Annotated in this window: 18 protein-coding genes and 1 tRNA gene; 6 read left to right on the top strand and 13 right to left on the bottom strand. The window is 32.8% G+C overall.

Annotated elements, in window-relative coordinates; all coding sequences use genetic code 11:
• Positions 1–18: 18 nt before the first annotated feature.
• The 4 genes from QLS31_RS08220 to rimP form a co-directional block, all read right to left on the bottom strand.
• Positions 19–1119, bottom strand: coding sequence for a DUF6563 family protein (locus QLS31_RS08220; protein ID WP_282743456.1), 1101 nt, complete (start codon positions 1117–1119; stop codon positions 19–21).
• Positions 1120–1196: 77 nt separating this feature from the next.
• Positions 1197–4094, bottom strand: a complete 2898-nt coding sequence (infB, locus tag QLS31_RS08215; protein ID WP_121342887.1) for a translation initiation factor IF-2 — start codon at positions 4092–4094, stop codon at positions 1197–1199.
• 112 nt (positions 4095–4206) lie between these two features.
• On the bottom strand, positions 4207–5460 hold the full coding sequence (gene nusA, locus QLS31_RS08210; protein WP_099714281.1) for a transcription termination factor NusA: 1254 nt from the start codon (positions 5458–5460) through the stop codon (positions 4207–4209).
• Between the two features lie 13 nt (positions 5461–5473).
• Entirely contained in the window at positions 5474–5938 is a 465-nt protein-coding gene (gene rimP / locus QLS31_RS08205; RefSeq protein WP_099714280.1) for a ribosome assembly cofactor RimP, read from the bottom strand.
• A 176-nt stretch (positions 5939–6114) separates the two neighbouring features.
• Between rimP and QLS31_RS08200 the strand changes: the two genes are divergently transcribed.
• A complete protein-coding gene (locus tag QLS31_RS08200; RefSeq protein ID WP_282743454.1) occupies positions 6115–6939 on the top strand; it encodes a universal stress protein in 825 nt (274 codons plus the stop codon).
• A gap of 260 nt (positions 6940–7199) precedes the next feature.
• Positions 7200–8594: a phage integrase SAM-like domain-containing protein gene (locus QLS31_RS08195; RefSeq protein WP_282743452.1), complete on the top strand. Its 1395-nt coding sequence runs from the start codon at positions 7200–7202 to the stop codon at positions 8592–8594.
• Positions 8595–8722: 128 nt separating this feature from the next.
• Here the strand turns inward: QLS31_RS08195 and QLS31_RS08190 are convergent, their stop codons facing one another.
• The gene (locus tag QLS31_RS08190) at positions 8723–9322 is read right to left on the bottom strand and encodes a DUF3226 domain-containing protein (protein WP_282743450.1); all 600 of its coding nucleotides are present in this window, start codon (positions 9320–9322) and stop codon (positions 8723–8725) included.
• Positions 9323–9325: 3 nt separating this feature from the next.
• Entirely contained in the window at positions 9326–10420 is a 1095-nt protein-coding gene (locus tag QLS31_RS08185; RefSeq protein ID WP_282743449.1) for an ATP-binding protein, read from the bottom strand.
• Positions 10421–10794: 374 nt separating this feature from the next.
• On the opposite strand from QLS31_RS08185, the gene QLS31_RS08180 reads away from it, so the two are divergent.
• Positions 10795–11397 (top strand): recombinase family protein, encoded by a 603-nt coding sequence (locus QLS31_RS08180; RefSeq protein WP_282743448.1) that lies wholly within the window; start codon positions 10795–10797, stop codon positions 11395–11397.
• A gap of 280 nt (positions 11398–11677) precedes the next feature.
• On the opposite strand, the gene QLS31_RS08175 is transcribed toward QLS31_RS08180, so the two are convergent.
• From QLS31_RS08175 to QLS31_RS08165, 3 genes are all read right to left on the bottom strand, one after another.
• Positions 11678–11851 (bottom strand): hypothetical protein, encoded by a 174-nt coding sequence (locus QLS31_RS08175; protein ID WP_282743447.1) that lies wholly within the window; start codon positions 11849–11851, stop codon positions 11678–11680.
• 192 nt (positions 11852–12043) lie between these two features.
• The gene (locus QLS31_RS08170) at positions 12044–12553 is read right to left on the bottom strand and encodes a hypothetical protein (RefSeq protein WP_282743446.1); all 510 of its coding nucleotides are present in this window, start codon (positions 12551–12553) and stop codon (positions 12044–12046) included.
• A gap of 664 nt (positions 12554–13217) precedes the next feature.
• A tRNA-Gln gene (locus tag QLS31_RS08165) sits at positions 13218–13288 on the bottom strand.
• Between the two features lie 238 nt (positions 13289–13526).
• On the opposite strand from QLS31_RS08165, the gene QLS31_RS08160 reads away from it, so the two are divergent.
• Positions 13527–16808 (top strand): DUF2723 domain-containing protein, encoded by a 3282-nt coding sequence (locus QLS31_RS08160; RefSeq protein ID WP_282743445.1) that lies wholly within the window; start codon positions 13527–13529, stop codon positions 16806–16808.
• Between the two features lie 80 nt (positions 16809–16888).
• Positions 16889–17536 carry a polysaccharide deacetylase family protein gene (locus tag QLS31_RS08155; RefSeq protein WP_282743443.1) on the top strand — a complete coding sequence of 216 codons (648 nt, stop codon included), beginning with the start codon at positions 16889–16891 and terminating at the stop codon, positions 17534–17536.
• Between the two features lie 9 nt (positions 17537–17545).
• Here QLS31_RS08155 and QLS31_RS08150 read toward each other — a convergent pair whose 3' ends face one another.
• The 3 genes from QLS31_RS08150 to QLS31_RS08140 form a co-directional block, all read right to left on the bottom strand.
• A complete protein-coding gene (locus QLS31_RS08150) occupies positions 17546–17842 on the bottom strand; it encodes a thioredoxin family protein (protein ID WP_099714276.1) in 297 nt (98 codons plus the stop codon).
• A gap of 73 nt (positions 17843–17915) precedes the next feature.
• Positions 17916–19151 (bottom strand): metallophosphoesterase, encoded by a 1236-nt coding sequence (locus tag QLS31_RS08145; protein WP_282743441.1) that lies wholly within the window; start codon positions 19149–19151, stop codon positions 17916–17918.
• Between the two features lie 178 nt (positions 19152–19329).
• Positions 19330–20823 (bottom strand): hypothetical protein, encoded by a 1494-nt coding sequence (locus QLS31_RS08140; protein ID WP_282743439.1) that lies wholly within the window; start codon positions 20821–20823, stop codon positions 19330–19332.
• Positions 20824–21190: 367 nt separating this feature from the next.
• Between QLS31_RS08140 and polA the strand changes: the two genes are divergently transcribed.
• Positions 21191–24034, top strand: coding sequence for a DNA polymerase I (gene polA / locus QLS31_RS08135; RefSeq protein WP_282743438.1), 2844 nt, complete (start codon positions 21191–21193; stop codon positions 24032–24034).
• Positions 24035–24119: 85 nt separating this feature from the next.
• Here polA and QLS31_RS08130 read toward each other — a convergent pair whose 3' ends face one another.
• The gene (locus QLS31_RS08130) at positions 24120–25142 is read right to left on the bottom strand and encodes a LacI family DNA-binding transcriptional regulator (protein WP_282743437.1); all 1023 of its coding nucleotides are present in this window, start codon (positions 25140–25142) and stop codon (positions 24120–24122) included.
• Positions 25143–25368 lie beyond the last annotated feature (226 nt).

Genomic DNA, 25368 nt, shown 5'->3' with positions numbered 1-25368 from the left:
CTAATTAGGTGTCTTTTTTTATTGTACCAAAGTTGCATGGTAATATTTTTTAAGGATTTCTTTTCTTTCCAAACTACTTTTATTACTATCCTTAAACTCTTTCAACAATTCTGGATATGGCGACAGCATCACTTTCATTTCACTATTCGACAAAAAGGATGGTTGCCCCGTATAACAATCAATAAGCATTGGAGTAGACGAATCACTGGCTGCAGAAGCAATTGCAACTCCAATCAGTCCAAACATCGCGCCCATTGCAATAGCATTATTAGAATTATAAATTACATTTTCAATGTAATATTTACCATTAATTATTTCCGTCTTGGCATAATGTTTTGAGCTAGCATATTTTGAAACATTGATATAAAAATTTTCTCCATCACTGAATCCATAATAATTCAGTTCCTCTGAATTAGTAGCTTTATTTTGCAAATAAAACTTTTCCTTTTTGTTCGTGATTTCAAAATTAGTATCATCAATCGGTTTACCATTTAAAACATCTACATAAGTCAAATAAATACCTTTAAGCGGGACATCTGTAATCGTTTTACTTTTAATACTCTGATTAGCATCAAAAACGAGAGCTGATTTATCAGCATCACTTGTTTTCATATAATTAGTCAAACAATCCTGTAAAACTTTCTTCAATCGTTCATCGTGTTTACCGGTAACATCCATACCGTTACTTTCTGTTGAAGCCGTATACGAACCTACAATATAATCGACATCTTCTTTAGACTCTATTACATCAATTGCTAAAGTTGCGTATCCTGTTTCGGACATTGCTCGAGTAAGTTCAGAAACATACAGATCATTAATTCGGATAGAAATTTTAGACTTATTTTCTTCTTTTGGACAAATAATAGCGAGGTAATCCAAAAACTCTTCTGCCAAAGGTTTTTCAAAATTAGCTAATACTTTTCTATTAAAACCTCCTTTTTGAACGGTTCCAATATTTTCTTTAAACTGCCTTCCATCATAAACATTCTCAACATAAAAATTAAAGCCAACAGCATTATCTTTTTTATCTTTTAAAGATACTTTGTGGAATTCCGTTTTATTTTGAGAAAAGGCAACCGTGCTAACTACAACAAAAAATAACGCAAGTAATTTATTCATAAATAAAAATTTTAGTTTGCTATAAAAATAAAAAAATCCCGAATGAATCGGGATTTTAATTTTAATATATTGAAATTTTATTTCAATTTCTTTTTAACAGCAACTTCATGGTACGATTCAATAACATCTCTTTCTTCGATGTCGTTGTATCCTTTTACTTGAATACCACAATCGTAACCTTTGGCTACTTCTTTCACATCGTCTTTGAAACGTTTCAGTGCTAAAAGCTCTCCTGTAAAGACAACTACACCTTCTCTAATAATTCTCATTTTAGCGCTTCGGACAATTTTACCATCCATAACCATACATCCTGCAATTGAACCCACTTTCGAGATTTTGAATATCTCTCTAATTTCAGCTGTACCCAGAATTTCTTCTTTCATCTCTGGAGCTAACATTCCTTCCATTGCATCTTTCAAGTCATCGATAGCAGCGTAAATAATAGAGTAGTAACGGATATCGATTTCCTCTTTGTCAGCTAATTGTCTTGCATTTCCAGCAGGACGAACATTAAATCCGATGATAATCGCATCTGAAGCAGAAGCCAACATTACGTCAGTTTCAGTAATTGCTCCAACACCTTTATGGATAATATTAATTTGAATTTCTTCAGTAGATAATTTAGAGAACGAATCAGACAATGCTTCAACAGAACCATCCACATCTCCTTTAAGGATAATGTTCAATTCTTTAAATTGACCCAATGCAATTCTACGTCCAATTTCATCTAATGTAATATGACGTTGTGTACGTACGGATTGCTCACGCATCAATTGAGAACGTTTTGAAGCAATTTGTTTTGCCTCTTTTTCGTCTTCAAAAATATTGAACTTATCACCCGCAGTTGCTGCTCCATCAAGACCTAAAACCGAAACCGGAGTCGAAGGACCCGCTACAGTAACGATATTCCCTCTTTCATCATGCATGGCTTTAATTTTACCATGATGCTTACCAGCCAACATATAATCTCCAATTTTCAACGTTCCGTTTTGAACTAATATAGTAGAAACATATCCTTTTCCTTTATCAAGGAAAGCCTCAACAACAGTTCCAGAAGCCGCTTTATTTGGATTTGCTTTCAAATCTAAAAGTTCTGCTTCTAACAATACTTTTTCTAATAATTCTTTCACACCTGTTCCTACTTTCGCAGAAATATCATGTGATTGAATTTTTCCACCCCAGTCTTCAACAAGTAAATTCATACCTGCTAATCTTTCTTTTACTTTTTCAGGATTAGCATTTGGCTTATCAATTTTATTGATAGCAAATATGATAGGAACTCCAGCTGCCTGAGCATGGCTAATTGCTTCTTTAGTTTGCGGCATGATGTCATCATCAGCTGCAATTACAATAATAGCAATATCTGTAACTTGAGCACCACGCGCACGCATCGCAGTAAACGCTTCGTGACCCGGTGTATCTAAGAATGCAATTTTTTGTCCGTTATCCAACGTTACTCCGTAGGCACCAATATGCTGTGTAATTCCTCCAGACTCCCCTGCAATAACGTTTTCTTTACGAATGTAATCCAGTAACGATGTCTTACCGTGATCGACGTGACCCATTACCGTTACAATTGGCGCTCTGAAAACTAAATCTTCTTCTCTGTCTTCAACAACCTGAATTGCTTCTTCGATATCTACAGTGATAAATTCAACTTCATAACCAAATTCATCAGCAACGATAGTCAACGTTTCTGCGTCAAGACGTTGGTTCATGGTAACCATGATTCCAAGCGACATACACGTTCCAATCACTTTAGTAATTGGCACATCCATCATGATGGCAATTTCACCTACAGTAACAAATTCAGTAACTTTTATCGTTTTACTGCCTTCGTCAATAGCTCTTTGCTCATCATCAGATTTCTGACGGTGCGTATCTCTTTTATCTCTTCTATATTTTGCCGCTTTAGATTTACCACCTTTACCTTGCAGTTTCTCTAAAGTCTCTCTAATTTGATTTTTAACCTCTTCCTCAGTAGGCTCCACTTTTGCAACAATGGCAGGTCTGTTTCCTTTTACAAAACCAGGTCTTGCACTTCTGTTTGCATTGAATCCACCACCACCAGTATTAGGTGTAATCTTGTTAGGATTTGGCGCACCAGGAACTCCCGGTGTTGCAGGCGGTCTAGGAGCACCCGGTTTAGGAGCAATCCTTTTACGCTTGTTTTTATTTGCATTGGCTGCAGCCGAACCTGGAGCACCCGGTTTATTCGGAGTGATTTTCGGTTCTTCTTTTTTCTTTTTCGGTTTGTTGAATTGAGATAAATCAATTATCTGACCCGTTAATGTAGTTCCCGATAGTTTTTGATATTGTGTAGTGATGGTTTCATCAACAGGAGCTTCATCAACTTTAACTGTCTCAGTTTTTGCAACCACTTTTGGTTCAGCAGGAACTTCTTTAGGAGTTTCTGTTTTAACCTCTTTTATCCCAACAATAGGTTTTACCTCTTTTTTGTCTGAAACAGGTTTCTCAGTTGACGGCTTTTCAGTTGACGGTTTCTCAGGTGAAACTTCTTTTGAGACAGCTTTTACTTCAGGTGCATTAGCTACTGGAGCTTCTGCTTTTTCAACAGCTTTTACAGGCGCAACGATTGATGGTTTTTTTGGATTAAGATCAATCTTACCCACTTGAACCGGACCAGATATAATTGCTCTCGCTTTTATAACCTCTTGTTGTTTTACTCGCTCTTCCTCAATTTTACGTTTGTCTTCGATTTCTTTCTCTCGTTCTAAACGCAAAGCTTCTTTTTCTTTTCTTTTCTCTTCCCCTACTTCTTTAGAAGCCTCCTTATTCCCTTTGTCACCTGCAAACTGACCGCACAAGACATTGTATACATCATCAGAAATTTTTGCGTTTGGATTTGCTTCAATAGCAATCCCCTTATCTTTTAGATAATCCACAGCTCTTTCTAAAGAAATATTCAATTCCCTTAAAACTTTGTTTATTCTAATAATTCTCTCTTCAGACATAAAACCTTTTTATTATTACCTTTTTTGTTATTCCTCACTTTACTCCCAACTCGATACCTACCGAGCAAGAATTAATTGTAAAGTGGCATGTTTATCGTTGAAGACACATTGACTAACTGTCAAATTCTTCTTTCAATATTCTCATTACATCTAGAATCGTTTCCTCTTCCAGGTCTGTTCTTCTTACTAAATCTTCTACTTCTTGTTTTAAGATACTTTTTGCTGTATCCAAACCAATTTTTGCAAATTCTTCAATAACCCAGTCTTCAATTTCATCTGAAAACTCAGTCAATTCAACATCATCCTCATCAGCTGTAGCACCTGCAATATCACCTTCACGAATAACGTCTAGCTCATAACCAGTCAATAAACCCGCTAATTTAATGTTGTGCCCACCACGGCCAATTGCTTTTGAAACTTCTTCAAGCTTCAAGAAAACTTCTGCTCTTTTTGTTTCTTCATTTATCTTAATAGAAGATACTTTTGCTGGACTTAATGCTCTCGTGATATACAACTGAATGTTACTTGTATAATTGATAACATCTATATTTTCGTTTCCTAATTCACGAACAATTCCGTGAATACGAGATCCTTTCATACCCACACAAGCTCCTACTGGATCAATTCTGTCATCATAAGAATCTACAGCTACTTTTGCTTTTTCACCAGGAATTCTTACTACTTTCTTAACCATGATTAAACCGTCAAATACTTCCGGAATTTCTTGTTCAAATAATTTTTCCAAAAACTTCTCAGAAGTTCTAGACATAATAATTTGAGGTTTATTTCCTTTTAATTCAACGCTTTCTATTATTCCTCTAACATTATCTCCCTTACGGAAAAAGTCAGAAGGTATTTGTTTTTCTTTTGGTAAAATAATCTCATTCCCTTCATCATCAACCAAAATTACGACTCTTGGACGCACATGGTGTACTTCAGCAGTATAGATATCACCTATTAAATCTTTAAATTGCTTGTAAAGATTCGTGTTGTCATGTTCATGAATTTTAGAAATTAAATTCTGACGCAAAGCTAAAATTGCTCTTCTACCTAAATCAATTAATTTCACTTCTTCGGAAACTTCTTCACCAATTTCGAAATCAGGCTCAATTTTTCTAGCTTCAGTCAACGTAATTTCAAGATGATCAAAATCCAAGTCTTCATCAGCAACGATTACTCTTCTCTGCCATATCTCCATATCTCCTTTATCAGGATTTATAATGATATCGAAATTATCATCTGAACCGTATTTTTTCTTCAATGCATTTCTAAATACATCTTCCAAAATTGCCATAAGCGTTACACGATCAATAAGTTTATCGTCTTTAAACTCTGAGAATGAATCGATTAATGCTAAATTTTCCATGCGAATTCTTTAATTAAAATGTTACTGTAACAATTGCTTCTTTTATATCTACGTAAGGCAATTTAAGCTCTTTTTGAACTGTTTCTTTCCCTTTTCCTATTTTTTTAGGCTCTCTTGCTTTCCAAGACAAAATTACAAAATCATCATTAGCATCAACTAATTCTGCCTCAATAATTTCAGCCGAAGTCTTCACAATCAATGTTCGACCTATATTTTTCTTGTATTGTCTTATTAATTTCAATGGAGACCCAACTCCTACTGAAGCTACTTCTAAAGAGTAATCCTGTTCCTCTCTATCCAAATTACTATCTATGAATTTACTCACATCGATACAATCTTGAAGTGCCACTCCATTATCTCCGTCCAAAGTCACTATAACCTTGAAAGCATCCGTAATGATAAGGTCTATCAAAAAGATTGATGGCTTTTCTAACAAGCCTTCTGTCAACAACGTATTTACTTTTTCTTTAAATGTCATATTTTTATAAAAAGAGGGGACATTTAGTCCCCTCATTATCTAGATTTTAATAAATAACGGTGCAAATATAGTGTTTTTTTTTATAAACTAAAATAATCGATTGCTGTAAAATAATTTCTTATCTTTATAGAAGCATTAAAATAACAGTTTTTATCATAATTTAACACTTTATAGTTATGAAACGGATTTTAGTCCCTACCGATTTTTCTGAATATGCTGAAAACGCTTTAAAAGTAGCTGCCATAATTGCAAAAAAAAATAATTGTGAAATCTTTTTGTTACACTTATTAGAATTACCTAACCAAATGAACGACGCAATAACCGGCGGAAGCAGCATTCCTGAAGTAATGTTATTTATAAAAAAAGCAAACGAAACACTCCAAAAAATCAAGGAACAGCCCTACTTGAATGGAATTTCAGTAAATGCGTCTGTACAATTCGAAAGAGCTTTTAGCGGCATTTTATCTTTTAATAAAAAAAATGAAATTGATTTAATAGTGATGGGCTCGCACGGAACTTCCGGCATCGAAGAAGTACTCATTGGGTCCAACACCGAAAAAGTGGTTCGACTCTCAGAAATACCGGTACTGGTCATAAAAAAAGATATTCGCGACTTTAAATTCAACAACTTTGTATTTGCTTCTGATTTTTCAAAAGAGACTAAAAAACCTTTCAAAAAAATGATAGAATTCGCCAAAATATTTAATGCAAATTTATACTTAGTCATGATTTGCACACCCAATAGTTTTAAAACCACCAAAATGTCTGAGGAAATAATGAAAAATTTTATTGCCTCATTTGAAATCGAAAATTACTCTACACACATTTACAATGACGTTAATATAGAAAACGGAATCATTAATTTTACCAATAGCATTGATGCCGATCTGATAGGCCTTTGCACACATGGAAGAACTGGATTTGCTCATTTTTTTAATGGAAGCATCAGTGAAGACTTGGTAAACCACACTGTCAAACCAGTGATAACTTTCAAGATTTAATCAATCCAGACGAAAATCAAACTCCAAAAACAATCTATTCAATTCATTGCATAAAAAAACCCCTCAAGAATGAGGGGTTTTACGTTGGTCTACAAGGACTACCCCCCTAACACCTCATCAAACCTCAAAAAGCCCTGTAACCCCAATAAAATCGAAACTTTTTAGACACTATAAAAAATCAACACCTCAAAAAGTTTTGGAAAACATCATTAAATAGCATAGTTTTACTACGTGATTTACTACGTGATAAAATTATAACTGTGAAACAACCTACCCATAATTTCAATTTAGAAGCTCGAAAAACAAAGTCTGGAAAACAATTAATTCTCTTTAATCTATCATACGGCATAAAAAAAAATACCCCAAATTCAAACACTCCAAGATACCAACCTTTTAGAATTTCAACTGAATGGAGTATCAATAAGGAATATTGGATTGATAAACCGACTTATAGAGCAAATCAAACTTATGTTAAAAAATACGGCAAAGACCTAAATAACGTATTGGATAAAATTGAAAGAATATCTTACGAGCAACTTTCATTTTTCAGAAATACATTTGACAAAGACCCGACTAACGAGGAGTTAAAACAATTAGTTTTTGAAAAACTTAATAGAAGAAAAAAAGACAACCAAAACACCAATATAGCTGATTATACCGAAAAATTGATTTCACGAAGAACGAACCTAACAAATACTTCAAGTGAATATTGGGGTGACACGACAGCAAAACAATACCAAGCAATAGTAAACCGTATTAAAAGATACGAGTCAGATAAAAACATCAAATTGACTTTTGGCGAAATAACCGAGGAAATATATTGGGACTACTTTAAAACCATTAACGACTATCAAAAAACTGATAATGGCGAGTACTACACTCAAACGACCGTCAATAAAGAATTTAGGTCACTACGTGCAATTTTCAACTGTGCCAAGGAAGATGGAATTGACATACAAATAGCTTATTCCAAAAAAAACTTAAAAATCCCATCTAGCCCAGCTTCTTATGAAACCTACTTAAGTGAAGAACAGTTAAACACAATTATTAACACCGACACTAGTCACTCAAAAGAATTTGAACACGCTAGAAACTACATTATCCTTTCATCATTCACAGGTTTAAGAATTGGAGATATGATATACCTACACGAGGTAAACCCTGAAACCATAATTCATAAATCTAAAAAGTATAATTGCTTTACAACTAAGATAAGGAAATCACCCGAAAACACACAAGAACTAATTGTAACAATACCAATATTAAAACCCGTTAAAAACCTATTAGAAGCTAACGGTAATAAATTTCCAAAATTCACATCTGAACCAAACATTAGAAAAGTAATAAAGAAATTTTTAAAACACCTCGAATTTAAAGATAAGATAAAAACAAAAACAAAATATTATTTGGTAAATGAAATCAAAATTGAGAACAAGGAACAACATACCTTATTTACACCTCACGACTGCCGTAGAACCTTCATAACAAATATTAAACAGCTAGGCGTACAAAACGATACAATTGAACCTATCACACATCCAAAAATAAAAAACGCATCAGTTCTGGATGGTTATGACAAATCAACACTTGATGACAAAGCAGTTAAATTCCTAAATCAACTGAGCTCAAAAAAATCACCACTTTTCAAATATTAAGTTTTTAATACTCTTTTAAAACAATCTTATTAAAACCAAACATCATTTAGGTTGTGATATTAAAGCCAATTTTTAATTATGTTGTTCCTGCTCCGCAGGATCAACGTAATTAAAAATTATTACCTACTTCAATCTAACTTTTCTTTTAAAAAAAGCCTTAAACTTTCCAAATGAACTGAATCCAAATCCCAATATTTAGGATTATCATAAAAAAAAGTTTTATCATTACTCTCTTTTTTCTTCGAATTATTTGATTCATCAAAAGATTCAAAGTATGCATAAACCCTCGATTTTCTCAAAGGAACTCTAAATTTCGTAGTATCCGTTTCCAATGCCTTTACGCAAGATTCATACTTGTCAAAACAATCGAAAATCTTTAATCTGTCAACATTTGCAATTTGAGACAATAGAGTTTCAAAATCTCCATCATCTTTATTATTTGGAAACAAAAAAAAGTCAATTGCCAATTCTGATTTCTTCAATATAGCCTCCAATTCTGATTTTCTAATTTCAAATCCACCTCCATTATAATCACCATCAGCATCAAAAACTAAAACAACTCTATCTCCACCATCTAAATACTCTCGAATTTTAGGAGCCACCAATGGTGTTTTAGTCCACCCTCCACTATTATCCGTAGTAAAATCTACATTGGAAACATAACCTAATTTTTCAAGATATTTTCTAATAAAAACATCATCTAAACCCTCCGCAAATACTCTTAGCATAATCTATCTTAATTCAATATCTTCATTAATCGCATTACTGAATTGTTCAAAATCATACCCATAAGATTTATGCTCTCCATTTTGAAGCTTCCTAACAGTATAGGTTTTGACAGTATCTTTATAAATTTCATACTCCGCTTCCACAAGACATTCACTTAAGTATTTTATTGTTTCATAATTATGCGTTGTAACAAAAACCTGAACATTACATTGCTTTGAGATATAAAGAACACTTTTCCATAATGACTTTAAAGTTGAATAATGCAAGCCATTATCAATTTCGTCAATTAAAACAATTCCATCTTTTGAATTATGAATAGCTAAAATTATAGCTAAAAGCCTTCGAACCCCATCTCCCAATAAATTTATTGGTATCAACCTATCTAAACCTATATCAGCATATATCATTCGATTATGCCCTAAAGAAATGTTTACAATATTTACATCAACACTCTTCAAAGCATCAACAATACTCATATGCTGTTTAGTTATAATTAAATTTTCCAACTCTTTTTCAAGATTAGAACTCAAATCTAAATATTGAGTAACATAAACCGCTCTGTCATTAATTTTACTCTTCAATATGCCATTCTCAGTGAGAAATTCGCCATTTTGAAAATAAATCTTTGCAACAGCTTTCTTTTCTGGAGAGTGCCTCTCTTTGACAGTTGTTCTAAAAGTCAACTCGTTTATATTTGTTACCGAGGAGAACGAATTATAGTCTAGGTCATTTAGACTTCTATTATTAACATCTTTTGACAAAGTCTGTGTTTTCACATCCTTAGAACCAGGAGAAATAGTTAATTCTCTTTTCTCTTCATTAAAACCAATTGCTTTTATATGTATATCTTCATCATATTTTAACGCATTAAACACTAACCGTAAATCCTCTTGCTCAATAAATTTTAAATTTCTGAACAAGTTAATTCTTAAAATAATTTCTGGACTCAAACTCCCTGTTAAAACAAATAAAGATTCTAATATACTAGTCTTAGATGAATTATTCCTACCAACAATTAGATTAATATTTCGAAAATCCGAAAATTCAATCTTCTTAATCCCCCTAAATCTATTTATTTCTAATTCTTTGTATCGCATTTTAAAGTCATTAATGATTTTGTAAATGTAAATATAAATTTAAAATTACCAATTTAAACCACTATTAATAAAAACAAAACTCATTTTATGCAATTCATTGGAATTGGAATTGATATTGTTTTTAAATCATGCTTTCATTAATAAATAAAAACATAACGTATCAAAACGTAAAGTGTATCAAAATAAATCTAAATCACATTTAAATTGATATAGTTTTCGTGTCAATTTAATTCTTTGATTCTCAAATACGTATATTTTTAGAGCATGCTTCGAAACGACACATTATTTTTAGCTAAATACCTGGTTTTTAGGTGTATAATTTTGCCATCCTAAATATATACACTATATTTGTTCAAGGATAAAAAATATAAGCCATGTCAAAAGTAAAATATATCAGAGTATCGAGCGAGGAACAAAATACAGGTCGTCAAGAAGTAAACGCTAAAGAATTTTCAAAAATTTACATAGATAAAGTTTCTGGGTCGATTAAGTTCATCGATAGAAAAGAAGCATCGAAACTTTTGGCCGACATCGAAACTGGCGTGGTATCTGAAATTCACATTTCATCAATCGACCGCTTGGGCCGTTCTATAATCGACATATTAACAATGGTCGAATTTTTCAATCTAAAATCAATCAAACTATTTGTAGAAAACATCGGGATGTTTTCATTAATCGATAACAAGCCAAATCCGAGCTTTAAAATGATTATAAGTGTTCTTGGTAACGTAGCCGAAATGGAACGCTCTAATATGCTAGAACGCCAACGTCAAGGAATCGAATTAGCTAAGGCCAAAGGTTCTTATACAGGTCGTCTATACGGTTCAAAAATAAGCGATGCAGATTTCCTAACAAAATATAAAGCGGTTGCAAAAGAGCTTAAAAACGGAGAATCTCTTAGACGTGCTTCAAAAATTGGTGGTTGCAGTCTTGGGACAGCACAAAAAATTCAAAGGTTACTAACTAGTATAAATTAAAATGGATCGTGCTACGCACGACCCATTCCAAATTTAATAAAACACTTACGAACACCATCATTGCTTATGGCGATTCTGACACATAAAACACTATTTTTTTAAAAACATTCAATAGTAGTAACGGGCTAGACTAGGTACAAAACGGAACAATACTATTCTGTAAAAATTTAAAATATTCTAAAGCGCATATCCATACCCTTATTATCTATCACAATAAAATCACATATCTGAGGGTGGTAACTAGAATTACTAATATATGTTTTACCAGGACGGAAGGCGGTCATCCTAATTGTTCTATTTTCCTTCTTATTGTTTCGATTTCTTTCTGCAACAGCAATTTCTGTAATTTCTTTTGCATCTCTTTTTTTCGCTCTGGGTCTGTTTCAACTGATAATTGCAACCGAACAACCTTAATTCTATCATCTATCGTCACCACAGTTATAATTTTCATCATTTAATTTATTCGTTAGACATTCGTTTTCAAAGATTTCATGTAGCCTATTTTCTTTTATCAGCATCAAGTATTCTTCGTATAAATGCCAGTCATCGGTTATTGCTAGGTCTTCGTACATTCTTAGCACGTAATTTACAAGTAACTGTTTTAGTATTGGATTATAATCCAAATTTTTTAATTTCTCCATTTTTTCTAATTTTTTAATGTTTTAATTTGACTTCCGTCCTTCGTTATATAATGTATCCAAATTTCCAAATCAAATATTGGGCTTTGGTGATAGCTTGCCTGTGCAAACCCCAATTTAATAAATTGGAGAAGCTTCTTTTTATTACTACACTTTACATAACAATGTAAATGATTTCGATTATTTGCTTTTTTTTGCTCAACAACATAGTTGATTTCAAGCTTGCTACTATTCATTTGCTTATATACAAACATCATAATCTCATCTATATCGCTCTCCGAATAGTTACTACATGGGTCTACACTTAGAGCATAGTAATTATCCCTTCTTATTCTTTGAGGCTTAAAACTACTTAACAACAAGTTATGTACTCTCCAGTGCCCTGTTGCCGCACACATATGCAATTGCGTAATACTTACTGTACCATTTAAAGCCTTAATTATTCTTCTAACATTTCTTGCCGACTGCAAGGTTAATTCACTAATATCTTTTACAGATAGATACTCTTTTTCATTCATATTCTTAAATTGTTTATACTACTAATCTCTTAGGAACTGTACTTGAGTCCTTGATAGATTACTTATTTTATAATAAATATCACGGCTTTAGGAAAAAGTCCTCTGGCCGTAAAATTTATTGTTACTATTAAAATCAATCAGATTCCAATAGTCAAAAAAAAAAAATGGGTATAGGCACGAACACAACCAACAATGTATTATGGTTATAGTTTGCCAGACAGATAAAAGATTACATTACTCTCATTATCTTTTTATTTGAAGCCGATTTAGTGAAGCCAAAACGTTTTTTAAGTAATAACGTTTTCTGTTACCAATCCGAAAATCAATAACAACTCTTCTATCTCTTTCCATTTCAAGTAGCGTGTTTTCGCAAATCGATAACATTGCCATCACATCTCTTGAATTAAGAATTTCCTTATTCATTGAAAAAACAGGTGTTTTTTTAGAGTTCTTTATGCTCAAGGCAACCACAAAAATTTTAATTATCGATTCGAACTCCCCAAAACCGTTAAAATATCTGCTTTTTACAAAAATACTTCACAAATATTAAAGTTTCAACTAAATATTTATTAGTAGTAAATAAAAAATTACTACGTGATTTACTACGCCCCAAAAAAGAAAACCCCGTAAACGTAATGTTTACGGGGTTTTTCATAAATACTTGTTGGTCTACAAGGACTCGAACCTTGAAAGACTGCACCAAAAACAGTTGTGTTACCATTACACCATAGACCAGCATTGCTGCTAAGCGAGTGCAAATTTAAAATAAATTTTAGTTTGTACAAATTTATTTTGCCTTTTTATGAAAAAAAATTTGCTAAAAATTCAAAACAACTTGAAAAAATTACAAAAAACCTTAACAATCAATGTGTTATTGAAATGTAATACTTTTCCAGAAAATATTGTTAATGCTATCAAGGTTAAACAAAAAAACATTTTCTTTGTAATTCAAAATTAAATTAAATTTTAGTACATGGATAAAGCAGCATTCAATTTCAATAAATGGAATACAATTATTGGTTGGTTTACATTTGGAATAGCATTATTAACATACACTTTAACTGTTGAACCCACCATGAGTTTTTGGGATTGTGGCGAATACATTGCTACAGCAGCAAAACTTGAAGTAGGCCACCCTCCCGGAGCTCCATTATACCAAATGATTGGTGCGTTTTTCGCCATGTTTGCTTCAGATAACACAAAAATTGCCTTAATGGTAAACATGATGTCTGTATTTTCCAGTGCTTTTACTATTTTATTCTTATTTTGGTCTTCATCGATAATCTTGAAAAAATTAGTTTCTAGATTTTCAGACCCGAATAAAAACAATGACATTGTTATTCTTGGAAGTTCATTCGTAGGAGCCTTGGCCTATACTTTTTCAGATAGTTTTTGGTTCAATGCTGTAGAAGCCGAAGTATATGCTATGGCATCTTTATTCATTGCCTTATTATTTTGGTTGGGTTTACGCTGGGAACAAGACATGGACAAGCCTAGAGGAAATAAATGGCTTTTAATCATATCTCTTGTTGTCGGGCTTTCTTTTGGAGTCCATTTCATGGCATTATTAACAATTCCCGCAATAGGTTTCCTTTATTTTTTCAAAAACTACAAAGTAGTCACCCTTAAAAATTTCATCATTGCAAATGTTGTTGTAATCGCTATTTTATTATTTATTTTCAAATTACTTCTTCCTCTGACTATGGGATTCTTTGGTAAAACCGAAGTTTTCATGGTTAACAGCTTAGGATTACCTTTTGACTCAGGAACTATATTTGTTGCTTTAATCTTAATTGCTTTCTTTTACTTTGGACTAAAATACACCAAACAAAAAGGTTTCGCATTCTACAATACTATAATCCTTTGTATATTATTTATTTTAATTGGTTTCTCTACATGGATGATGTTACCCATCAGAGCAAATGCCAATACCGTAATCAACGAAAATAAGCCTTCGGATGCTGCCGAAGTTCTTGCCTACTACAATAGAGAACAATATGGTGTAAATCCTTTGTTTTACGGCCCTCAATACACAGAAGCCTTTGCTGGTTTAGACAAGGACAATCCTTATCTGGATAAAGCACCCAATTACGAAAGAGATTATAAGACCGGAAAATATATTATTACAAATAATTTCAAAAATGCCGAGCAAAATTCAGACAACAATCAAAAAACTATTTTGCCAAGAATGTGGAGCGGTGAGCACATCGAAAACTACATGAATTTTACAAATCCACCTCAATTTAGATTAAATCCTGATTATCCATATGAGGATGATTTAGCCAAATACGGTATCGATCCAAGTCAGTTGAGTGAAGAAGATTACAACAAAGCGATTGCTCAACTAAAAAACGAAACCGAAAAAATTGTTACCGAATTCAGGCAAGCTTACGCTCAAAAACAAATTGACAACGAAGGTTATGTAACGTTCTTGAAAAGCTATGGTGATTATTTAATTGTAGAAAAACCTACAACTGCTGATAATTTAGGATTCATGGTTGAATACCAATTTGGTTATATGTATTGGAGATACTTGATGTGGAATTTTGTTGGAAGACAAAACGACATTCAAGGAAAATACGACTATCTGGATGGGAACTGGCTTAGTGGTATCTCATTTATAGATGAATTACACTTAGGAAGTCAAGACAATCTTCCTTCGGATGTATTGAACAACAAAGGACGAAATGTGTATTTCTTTCTGCCATTTATCCTTGGCCTAATCGGCTTAATGTATCATGCCAATAAAGATTTAAAAAATTTCTATGTATTACTCGCCTTATTCCTTTTTACCGGAATAGCATTAAAAATCTACTTGAATGAAAGGCCTTTCGAACCTAGAGAAAGAGATTATGCCTTAGTAGGTTCCTTTTATGTATTTGCCATTTGGATAGGCTTTGGCGTTTATGCATTATACGAAAGTGCCCAGAAATATTTAACCCCAAAACTGGCTGGTCCAATTATTATTGCAGCAAGTTTATTGGCAGCTCCAGTTCTTATGGCTTCTCAAAACTGGGATGATCACGACCGTTCCGGTAAATATACTGCTGTTGCAATGGCAAAAGCATATTTGGAATCATGCGACCCAGACGCCATTTTATTCACAATTGGTGATAATGATACGTTCCCTCTTTGGTACGCCCAAGAGATTGAAAAAGTGAGAACGGATATCAAAATTGTAAACACAAGCCTTTTCATGACTGATTGGTATATCGATCAGATGAAAACTAAAACATACGAATCAGATGCTCTTCCTATTTCATTTACACACGATGAATATGTAGGGGATAAACTGGATTATGTAGCTCACATTCCAAAAATTGAAAGCCGTTGGGACATAAAAGACTTTATCAATTTTATCAAAAATCCAAAATCAACTGTAGATATGCAAAACGGACAAACAATCCATTTTTATCCTACAAATAAGATCCGAATTCCTGTTGACAAAAATATAATCATAAAAAACAAAGTGGTTAATCCTAAGCACAATGATTCTATTGTTCCTTACATTGACTTGGATATAAAAGGAAATGCATTGTACAAAAACAGATTGATGATGCTTGATATTGTTGCTAATAACAATTGGAAAAGACCAATCTATTTTAGCGGTGGCGCATTTGACAACGAAGATTATATCTGGATGAAAGAGTACCTTCAATTAGAAGGAATGGTATACAAACTTGTTCCAATAAAAACCGCTTTGTCAAAAGATGCAAGTCCACTTGATATGGGGCAAATCGATTCTGATAAAATGTATGCTAAAGTTATGAAATGGGATTGGGGCAATGGCGAAAGTCCAAAAATTTACCATGATCCTGAAACTCGCAGAAATAGTATAACGTACAGAACCAACCTTTCCAGATTAATGAATCAATTAATTGTTGAAGGACAAAAAGATAAAGCAAAGAATATTATCGATTTGGCGATGACAAAAATGCCATTGGAATATTTTGACTATTACTCTTTAGTAGAACCTTTTGCTGGCGGATATTACAAAATTGATGAGAAATTAAAAGCACAACAATTGCTGAGCAAATTGATCTTAAAATACAGAGAAAACCTTAATTATTATGGCAATCTAAAATCTTCTGAGCAAACTAGTATTGCCATTCCTATCATCACAGATATTGAGCGATACAGAAGCCTTTTAAGCGTAATGAAAGAAAATGGTGACTTAGATTTCTACAACAAAAATAAAATTGTATTCAATACTTATATTAAAATGTTTGACCGCTTTGGACGCGAAAAAGAATAATTTTAAATAGAAAACTCTAATTAGAAAAGGTAGCGATGTTGAAAAATGTCGCTACTTTTTTTTAATTTTAAAACTAAAAAATGAAACTGTACTGGATAAAAACAAGTCGGATTATAAAAAAGATTTTCTCAAATTATACTTGGGATGTTTCCAATACGGGAAACAGTAAGACAGTCTACCTCACATTTGACGATGGGCCTATTCCAGAAGTTACAGAATGGGTTTTGGATGAATTAAAAAAACACAATGTAAAAGCTACTTTTTTTTGCATTGGAGATAATATTGATAAAAACCCTGAAATATTCAAAAAGGTGATTAGCGAAGGTCATCGCATAGGAAACCACACTTTTAATCATTTGAACGGATGGAAAACATCAACCGAAGTTTACATTGAAAACACTAGACTATGCGAAGAAGCGATTCAAAAAAATAGTCCTTCTAATCTAAAATATAAACTGTTTCGTCCACCATATGGCAAGATAAAAGCATCTCAATCTAGAAAAATCAGGAAACTGGGTTATAAAATAATTATGTGGGACGTCCTCAGTGCTGATTTTGACCAAACTTTAACGCAAGAACAATGTTTAAAAAATGCAACATCAAATCTAAGACCAGGAAGCATTATTGTTTTCCACGACAGTATAAAAGCCTTTAAAAACTTAGAATACGTATTGCCTAAAACATTAGCTTATTTAAAAGAAAACAATTTTAATTGTGAGGTGTTGTAATGAGATGCGTTACAATTGTTCTTGAACAATACTAATAATAGTGTTCGCATCTAATTCTCCGGATTGTCTCCAAATCATTTGACCTTGTTTATAAATCATCAACGTAGGCAAGCCTTTAATGCGTAAAGCATCGGCTAATTCTTGATTTTTATCCACATCAATCTTTATGACTTTTGCTTTATCACCAAGAGCGGCTGCTACATCTCTAATTACAGGATGCATTGAAACTGAGGGCTCATTCCATTCTGTGTAAAAGTCTATTAACACCGGTACTTGAGCGTTTATAAGTTCTCCAAATTTTGACATAAAACCAAAAATTTAATTTTTTAAATTCACTAAAAAGAGATGTTTATTTTACAAATGTAGTATTTTAAACGAATTATGCCACATTAACACCTTTTTTTAGTTCGATGACCGTTATTTCAGGCATGATTCCCACTCTGCCAGGATAGGCATGAAAACCAAAACCTCTATTTACATAAACGTATCGTCCGACGTTTTCATATAATCCCGCCCATTGTTTGTATACATATTGTGCCAAACTCCATTTAAAATAACCCGGTATTTCGATTCCAAACTGCATTCCGTGTGTATGACCGGAAAGTGTAAGGTGAAAATTTTTCTCATGATGTTGCACTTCATGTTCCCAATGCGAAGGGTCATGACTCATCAAAATTTTAAAATCTTCTTTATTTACATGTTGGGAAGCTTTGTTGATATCACCCGCTTTTTTGAAATTATGTCCCCAGTTTTCTACGCCAACTAATGCAATTTTCTCATCTCCTTTTTCAATAAAAGTATGTTCGTTTAGCATTAATTTAAAACCAATTTGTCCGTATAAATCTTTAATGGCTTTAAAATTATCTTCTTTTGCCGCCTCTGATGGCCAAGTTACATATTCTCCATAATCGTGATTTCCTAAAACTGAATATTTACCATATTCATGTTTTTTAATCCTATTAAAGGTTTCTATCCACGGATGCATTTCTTTGGCATCAGTATTCACAATATCTCCGGTAAACAAAATCATATCTGAATTTTGCTCGTTGACTAAATCTATTGCATAATTAATTTTCTCTGGATTATCAAAACTTCCACTGTGAACATCTGATATTTGAGTAATCGTAAAACCATCAAAAGCATCTGGTAAATCAGGAAAAAATATACGTTGCTTGATGACTTTATAATTGTATTTACCTATAGTCACCCCATATATTAAAGACAAAAAAGGAACCGCTGCTAATCCTAATCCTATTTGACTGACAAACTTTCTTCTTGAATTCAGAAAGTCTGTATTTTTATCATAATTGACAAAATAGTTAACAGTTCCGGCACCTAATCTAAAGATGTCTTCTCCCATTAATATCAATGTCAAAATTAATTTTGGAACATAAACAATAAGCAACAAACCCATGATAACCATCATTTGTTTGGTCTGACCTACGCTTCGGTCAAATTGCATCAAAGAATAAACAATATATACTAAAACTAATATGCTTATAATCTGAATTGAAAACAATATTGGCTTTGATTTTATTAAAGTTTTTAATACTTGAAAAGTATAAAGCTCAATAACAAGAAGCATTAAGCACAAGAATACGATACGAAAGATCATTTTAAAAAAATTTTTAACAAAATAACAAAACAATTAACCAAAATGGTTTTTTATTAATTAAAATTTAACTGTTGATTAAACTTAAATAGACTCCTGCGATTTAGGAATATGGAATACAAATAAAAACCGCATTATTTAGGTTTAAAATAATGCGGTTTTTAGATTATATAAGCTTTTACTATTTTACAACTAATGCCATATTTGGAGTTATGATACTATCATTATTATTAGTTGATGAATACCTTTGCGCAAAAACCTCTATATAATCAGAATTTGACAACTCGACTAATGCATTTAATGGTAATACTAAAATATCATTTACAGCTGCTCCACGACCATAGATTTTATACTGCGAAATAGGTGTACCATTCTTAGAAATATAAATTATATAAGTACCTATTGCTGGAACTTGAAACGAAATAGAACCCGTAACTTGGAAAAAACGTTTCTTTTTACCTAAATATATAAGTTTATTACTAACTCCCCCGGTAGAAAATCTAAATAAATTTGATGAGGCAGAGACACCCGCAACCTTTATAATAGAAGTTGGATTTGATCCAGAGAAACCCGTAGAAGCACCAGAACCTACAGCATAATCCACTGAAAATTCACCCACTGCTGATGCATCAATTTCAGTTGGAATTCCTGCACAACGAACATTCCAATTATTATCAAAATTATATCCTGAATAAATTGCAGGACTATATCCGTTTACATATTTTCCTGTTGTTACTGTTCCTGTAAAAACAACCGTTTCCATAACGGCATCTCCCGTTATTGTTGGATTAGAAGACACATCAAAACCAACGGCTGCTCCAGAAACCTCGCTAAAACCTCCTTGCTTTTGCACTAAACCAAATGTTCCTTGCAATTTTTCATAAGTCCCCCCATTATTACTAAACCACGCTGCATTACTTATCAATAATTTACCGATAGAATCATAAACAATACCAGTAATATTTCCAACATATTGAACTATACTGACAAAAACTAATCCAAAACCAGTTATAGAACCTACACTGGAAGAACCTGCAATTATTGTATCTCTAATAATTATATTTTGCGCTGCTGTTCCACTCAAGTTAAAAACTTTTCCTCCCCCTGTAACCTGAATGGTAACATTTCTAATACTTCCCCCTGTTGCACCATCAAACAGATTTCCAGATGTTCTAACTAATTTATCCTCATTAGCATCCTGACCTGAAATATAGGCATTGTTTAAATCAATTGGTAAATCAAAAATTATGGTTCCATTTATTTCATAATAAGTGTTAACATCCAAAACATACTTTGTATTACCTCCCGCAGCCTTCTCTGTCGCTAAAACTGTCGCTAAAACATCTGTAGATTTTATACGTTTAAACTTTAATCTGCCTGTTGTACCACTATTCATTACATTCCATGATGTTAAAGTTGAATTGTAATGATAAAAAGATTTTAGATCTGTATCATAAACCATTAAACCATCAGCAGGAGAAGCAATAGCAGCTCTTTGTGCAGTTGTCATTCTGGGAGTTAACATCCCTTGGGTTGTTGATGAAACATCCAATACAGAACTTGCATGTGGTGTAATCGTTCCTATACCTACTTGTGCAAACACATTTGTTGTTATTATCATGAAAAATAACACACAGGATTGTAATACCTTTTTTGAAAAATAATTTTTTCTCATAATATAACGAATTAAAGATTTAATATAAATAGCCTCACTAGGCTTAAAACTTCGTGTGTAAATTTACACAAAACAACGTTTAAATACATAAAAAATCGATTAAAAGCATGTTTTTATTAAATGTATATTTATATTCTTACAATTTAATTATTTAAAAATAATTATCCGTAACAGATTAACAACAATTTTCTTTCAAATCATTATTCGCAATGTTTCTCCAAATAAAGAATTGATTACTTAATTTTAAAGACGAAATTTTCAGAAAACAAAAAAATGGGCTTTAGTAACAATCATAATAAATATTTCAAACCTTCACTCCTTTATCTCACAAGTTTTGTACTTTTGAAAACTTTACAAAATCACAATTATGTCACAACAAAAACGCCTTTTCCTTCTTGATGCTTATGCCTTAATTTTTCGTGGTTATTATGCTTTCATAAAAAACCCAAGAATCAACTCTAAAGGGATGGACACATCAGCCATTATGGGATTTATGAACTCCCTGATGGATGTAATAAAAAGAGAAAAACCAGATCATTTAGCAGTTGCTTTTGACAATGGCGGAAGTCAATTAAGAAATGATATATTTCCAGAATACAAAGCGCATCGTGATGCAACCCCCGAAGCTATTAAAATTGCTATTCCATATATCCAAGATTTACTGAAAGCCATGCATATTCCTATTATAGAGGTAAAAGGATATGAAGCTGATGATTTAATTGGTACAATTGCTAAACAAGCCGAAAAACAAAACTACAAAGTCTTTATGGTTACTCCTGACAAGGATTTTGCACAGCTCGTTTCTGAAAATATATTCATGTATAAACCTGCCCGAATGGGGAACGGAATAGAAATTTGGGGAATTCCAGAGGTTTTGGCAAAATTTGAAATCGAAAGACCAGACCAAGTAATTGACTTTCTTGGAATGATGGGTGACGCTGCCGATAATATTCCAGGACTTCCTGGTGTAGGCGAAGTAACGGCTAAGAAACTGTTGAAGGAATTTGGAACCATGGAAAATCTTTTGGCAAATACTGACAAGCTAAAGGGAAAAATGAAAGAAAACATTGAAGCCAATAAAGAAAAAGGGCTATTATCCAAAACTTTGGCTACAATTTTACTGGACTGCCCCGTTATTTTTGATGAAACGGATTATGAATTATCAACTCCGGATGTCGAAAAAACAGATGCGCTTTTCAATGAATTAGAGTTTAGACGAATGGCGGAGCAATTTGACGCTATATTTAAAAAAGGCGGAACTGCAACCACTAACACTAATCCTGTTGACGAAACCAAACTATACAAAAAACCACAACCAAAAAACGAAGACCAATTCGATCTTTTTGGAAGTGCCATTCAAGATGATTTTTCAGAAGAAACCCGTCATCAATATTATAGTTCACTAGAAAACACAGCGCATTCCTATCAGATAATTCAAGGTGATTTAGGAATGAAATTGCTGTTGCAAAATTTACAAAAACAATCTTCAGTGTGTTTTGACACAGAAACAACTGGACTAGATGCTTTGCACGCCGAATTAGTTGGAATCTCATTTTCGTATGAAAAAGGAAAAGGCTTCTATGTTCCTTTTCCAGAAAACCAACAGGAAGCACAAACTTTAATCGAGAAATTCATTCCTTTTTTCGAAAATGAAAACGTCGAGAAAATTGGCCAAAATTTAAAATATGATTTAAAGATTCTTTCTAATTACAATGTTACCGTGAAAGGAAAATTATTCGATACGATGATTGCACATTACCTGATTAATCCGGATATGCGTCATAATATGGATATTTTGGCAGAAACTTATTTGAAATATTCACCTCAATCCATTGAAACGTTAATTGGTAAAAAAGGAAAAAACCAAAAATCAATGCGCGACGTTGTATTGGAAGAAATCAAAGAATATGCCGTTGAAGATGCTGATGTTACCTTGCAACTCAAGGAAATATTTACTTTAGAATTGGATAAAACCGGAACCAAAAAACTTTTTGAGGAAATCGAAATTCCATTAGTAAAAGTTCTGGCTGATATGGAAAAAGAAGGGATTCGTGTTGATGTAGATTTCTTGAAATCACTTTCAAAAACATTAGACGATGACATTAAAATATTAGAAGCAAATATTTTTGAAACTGCAGGAGAAAAATTTAATCTGGCTTCTCCAAAGCAATTAGGCGATGTTTTATTCGATAAATTAAAAATTGGAGGTGTAAAACAAAAGAAAACCAAAACCGGTCAATATGCAACCGGAGAGGAAATCTTGAGTTATTTGGCTGCCGAAAACCCAATTGTAAAAGACATTCTGGATTGGCGACAATTAGTAAAATTACAAAATACTTATGTCGAGGCTTTGCCAAACCAAGTAGATAAAATCACGCAGCGCATCCACACCGATTATATGCAAACCGTTGCCGCAACAGGCCGTTTGAGTTCAAATAATCCGAACTTGCAAAACATTCCCATTCGTACGGAACGAGGAAGACAGATTAGAAAAGCATTCGTGGCTCGAGATGAAAATTACACCTTGGTTTCTGCGGATTATTCCCAAATAGAATTGCGAGTAATTGCGGCATTGAGTGGTGAAGAAAATATGATTAAAGCATTCCAAAACCACGAAGACATTCACAAATCTACTGCTTCAAAAGTATTTAATGTTCCGCTCGAAGAAGTAACTCGCGAACAACGAAGTCACGCCAAAACGGTAAATTTTGGAATTATATATGGGGTTTCAGCTTTTGGATTGAGCAATCAAACTAACTTATCTCGAAAAGAGAGCGCTGATTTAATTGAGGCCTATTACCAAACCTATCCAAGATTAAAATCCTACATTCAAGAACAAATAGATTTTGCGAGAGACAATGGTTATGTGCAAACCATCCTAGGACGTCGTCGTTATTTGAAAGATATCAATTCGCAAAACGCCATTGTTCGCGGTGGTGCAGAACGAAATGCGGTAAATGCACCAATTCAAGGAAGTGCTGCAGATATTATCAAAATTGCAATGATCAATATTCATGAAAAACTAACATCCGAAAATTGGAAAAGCAAAATGTTATTACAAGTTCATGATGAGCTTGTGTTTGACGTACACAATTCGGAACTCGAAAAAATCCAACCAATGATAAAACACGAAATGGAACATGCTATCAAGTTAGAAGTTCCCTTAGATGTTGATTTAGGGTTAGGAAAAGATTGGCTGGAAGCACATTAAATATCTTCCATCATACTCATAAAAAAAATCTCTAATCATTTAAAACGATTAGAGATTTTTTTTAGACCTATTATTAAATGAGTTTCTACAATTTCCTTGTTGACTCTCTTTCTTTCAATTTTGTTTTGATTACGACCGTTTCATAAGGCAGATCTTCTTCTTTGGATTCTAACCTGTCAATAAGCAATTTAGCGGCCACCTCACCTATTTCGATTCCGTGCTGACTCACCGTTGTTAAACTTGGAGACAATCTTCTGGAAGCCAGAATACCATCGGCAAAACCAATGATAGAAATTTCTTCCGGTACTTTATATCCTTTTTTAAGCGCAATACGCAAAGCTGCTACTGAGTCATTTTCTTCAAGAGCAAAGATTCCATCAATTTTATTTTCAAAAACTTTTTCGATTTTATCCTTTAAATCATCTTCAGAATCCGTTCTTAAAATGATATCGTTGTTTACAGCAATATTATTATTTTCCAATGCTTTCAAATATCCATCGGCTCTTAATTTACCAACACTTAAATTGTCAATAGAGGACAACAAGGCAATATTCTTGCATCCTATATCAATTAAATGTTGTGTTGAATTTAAAGCGGAGTCAAAATCATTAACAATTACTTTGTCACAATCTACGCCATCGGCAATTCGATCAAACATAACAATAGGAGTTCCATCATTAATAATGGCAGAGAAATGGTCGTAATCCTGATTTTTTTGTGCTTCTTCAGAAACCGAAACAATAAATCCATCGATAGTTCCATTGCTTAGCATTTCCAGCGTATGAGCTTCTTTTTCTGATGATTCGTTAGAAATACACATAATAACGTTATACCCTTTTTCGTCTGCAACTTTTTCTATACCACTAAATACTTTGGCAAAAAAAGAATTTAAAATATTTGGGATAATAACACCAATGGTTTTTGTTTTTCTGTTTTTAAGATTCAGACCAATGACATTAGGTTTGTAATTTTTAAGCTTCGCATATTCTTTAATCTTAATCTTCGTCTGCTCGCTAATCTCCGGGCTATCGTTCAACGCTTTAGAAACTGTAGAAACAGAAACATTCAGTTCTTTAGCGATTTGTTTTAAAGTTGCTTTAGCTTTCATAAGAGATATATTTGACGTAATTTATATGATAAAAACAGTTACAAGATATGAATAATTAAAATATTAACTGTTTAAATGTCAAAAATAGCCAATAAAATGTAAAATTTGCTTCCAAATATTAGAAATATACAATAAAATTAAATAAAAACAGCAGCGCCTTGAATTCAACTCATCAACAAGTACGAAACACAAATTCAATCTTAGAATATTATTTTAAATATACATT

This window comes from Flavobacterium sp. XS2P24, from assembly GCF_030010285.1.
In the GTDB taxonomy this organism is placed as follows: Bacteria; Bacteroidota; Bacteroidia; order Flavobacteriales; family Flavobacteriaceae; genus Flavobacterium; species Flavobacterium algoritolerans.
Note: the sequence above shows the minus strand (reverse complement) of the source record. Positions and strands in the feature narration are given on the sequence as shown.

What these genes read in the sequence shown, in the direction of transcription:
- QLS31_RS08220 (WP_282743456.1), bottom strand. Translation starts at nt 1,119, where the DNA reads ATGAATAAATTACTTGCGTTATTTTTTGTTGTAGTTAGCACGGTTGCC.
- infB (WP_121342887.1), bottom strand. Translation starts at nt 4,094, where the DNA reads ATGTCTGAAGAGAGAATTATTAGAATAAACAAAGTTTTAAGGGAATTG.
- nusA (WP_099714281.1), bottom strand. Translation starts at nt 5,460, where the DNA reads ATGGAAAATTTAGCATTAATCGATTCATTCTCAGAGTTTAAAGACGAT.
- rimP (WP_099714280.1), bottom strand. Translation starts at nt 5,938, where the DNA reads ATGACATTTAAAGAAAAAGTAAATACGTTGTTGACAGAAGGCTTGTTA.
- QLS31_RS08200 (WP_282743454.1), top strand. Translation starts at nt 6,115, where the DNA reads ATGAAACGGATTTTAGTCCCTACCGATTTTTCTGAATATGCTGAAAAC.
- QLS31_RS08190 (WP_282743450.1), bottom strand. Translation starts at nt 9,322, where the DNA reads ATGCTAAGAGTATTTGCGGAGGGTTTAGATGATGTTTTTATTAGAAAA.
- QLS31_RS08185 (WP_282743449.1), bottom strand. Translation starts at nt 10,420, where the DNA reads ATGCGATACAAAGAATTAGAAATAAATAGATTTAGGGGGATTAAGAAG.
- QLS31_RS08180 (WP_282743448.1), top strand. Translation starts at nt 10,795, where the DNA reads ATGTCAAAAGTAAAATATATCAGAGTATCGAGCGAGGAACAAAATACA.
- QLS31_RS08175 (WP_282743447.1), bottom strand. Translation starts at nt 11,851, where the DNA reads ATGATGAAAATTATAACTGTGGTGACGATAGATGATAGAATTAAGGTT.
- QLS31_RS08170 (WP_282743446.1), bottom strand. Translation starts at nt 12,553, where the DNA reads ATGAATGAAAAAGAGTATCTATCTGTAAAAGATATTAGTGAATTAACC.
- QLS31_RS08160 (WP_282743445.1), top strand. Translation starts at nt 13,527, where the DNA reads ATGGATAAAGCAGCATTCAATTTCAATAAATGGAATACAATTATTGGT.
- QLS31_RS08155 (WP_282743443.1), top strand. Translation starts at nt 16,889, where the DNA reads ATGAAACTGTACTGGATAAAAACAAGTCGGATTATAAAAAAGATTTTC.
- QLS31_RS08150 (WP_099714276.1), bottom strand. Translation starts at nt 17,842, where the DNA reads ATGTCAAAATTTGGAGAACTTATAAACGCTCAAGTACCGGTGTTAATA.
- QLS31_RS08145 (WP_282743441.1), bottom strand. Translation starts at nt 19,151, where the DNA reads ATGATCTTTCGTATCGTATTCTTGTGCTTAATGCTTCTTGTTATTGAG.
- QLS31_RS08140 (WP_282743439.1), bottom strand. Translation starts at nt 20,823, where the DNA reads ATGAGAAAAAATTATTTTTCAAAAAAGGTATTACAATCCTGTGTGTTA.
- polA (WP_282743438.1), top strand. Translation starts at nt 21,191, where the DNA reads ATGTCACAACAAAAACGCCTTTTCCTTCTTGATGCTTATGCCTTAATT.
- QLS31_RS08130 (WP_282743437.1), bottom strand. Translation starts at nt 25,142, where the DNA reads ATGAAAGCTAAAGCAACTTTAAAACAAATCGCTAAAGAACTGAATGTT.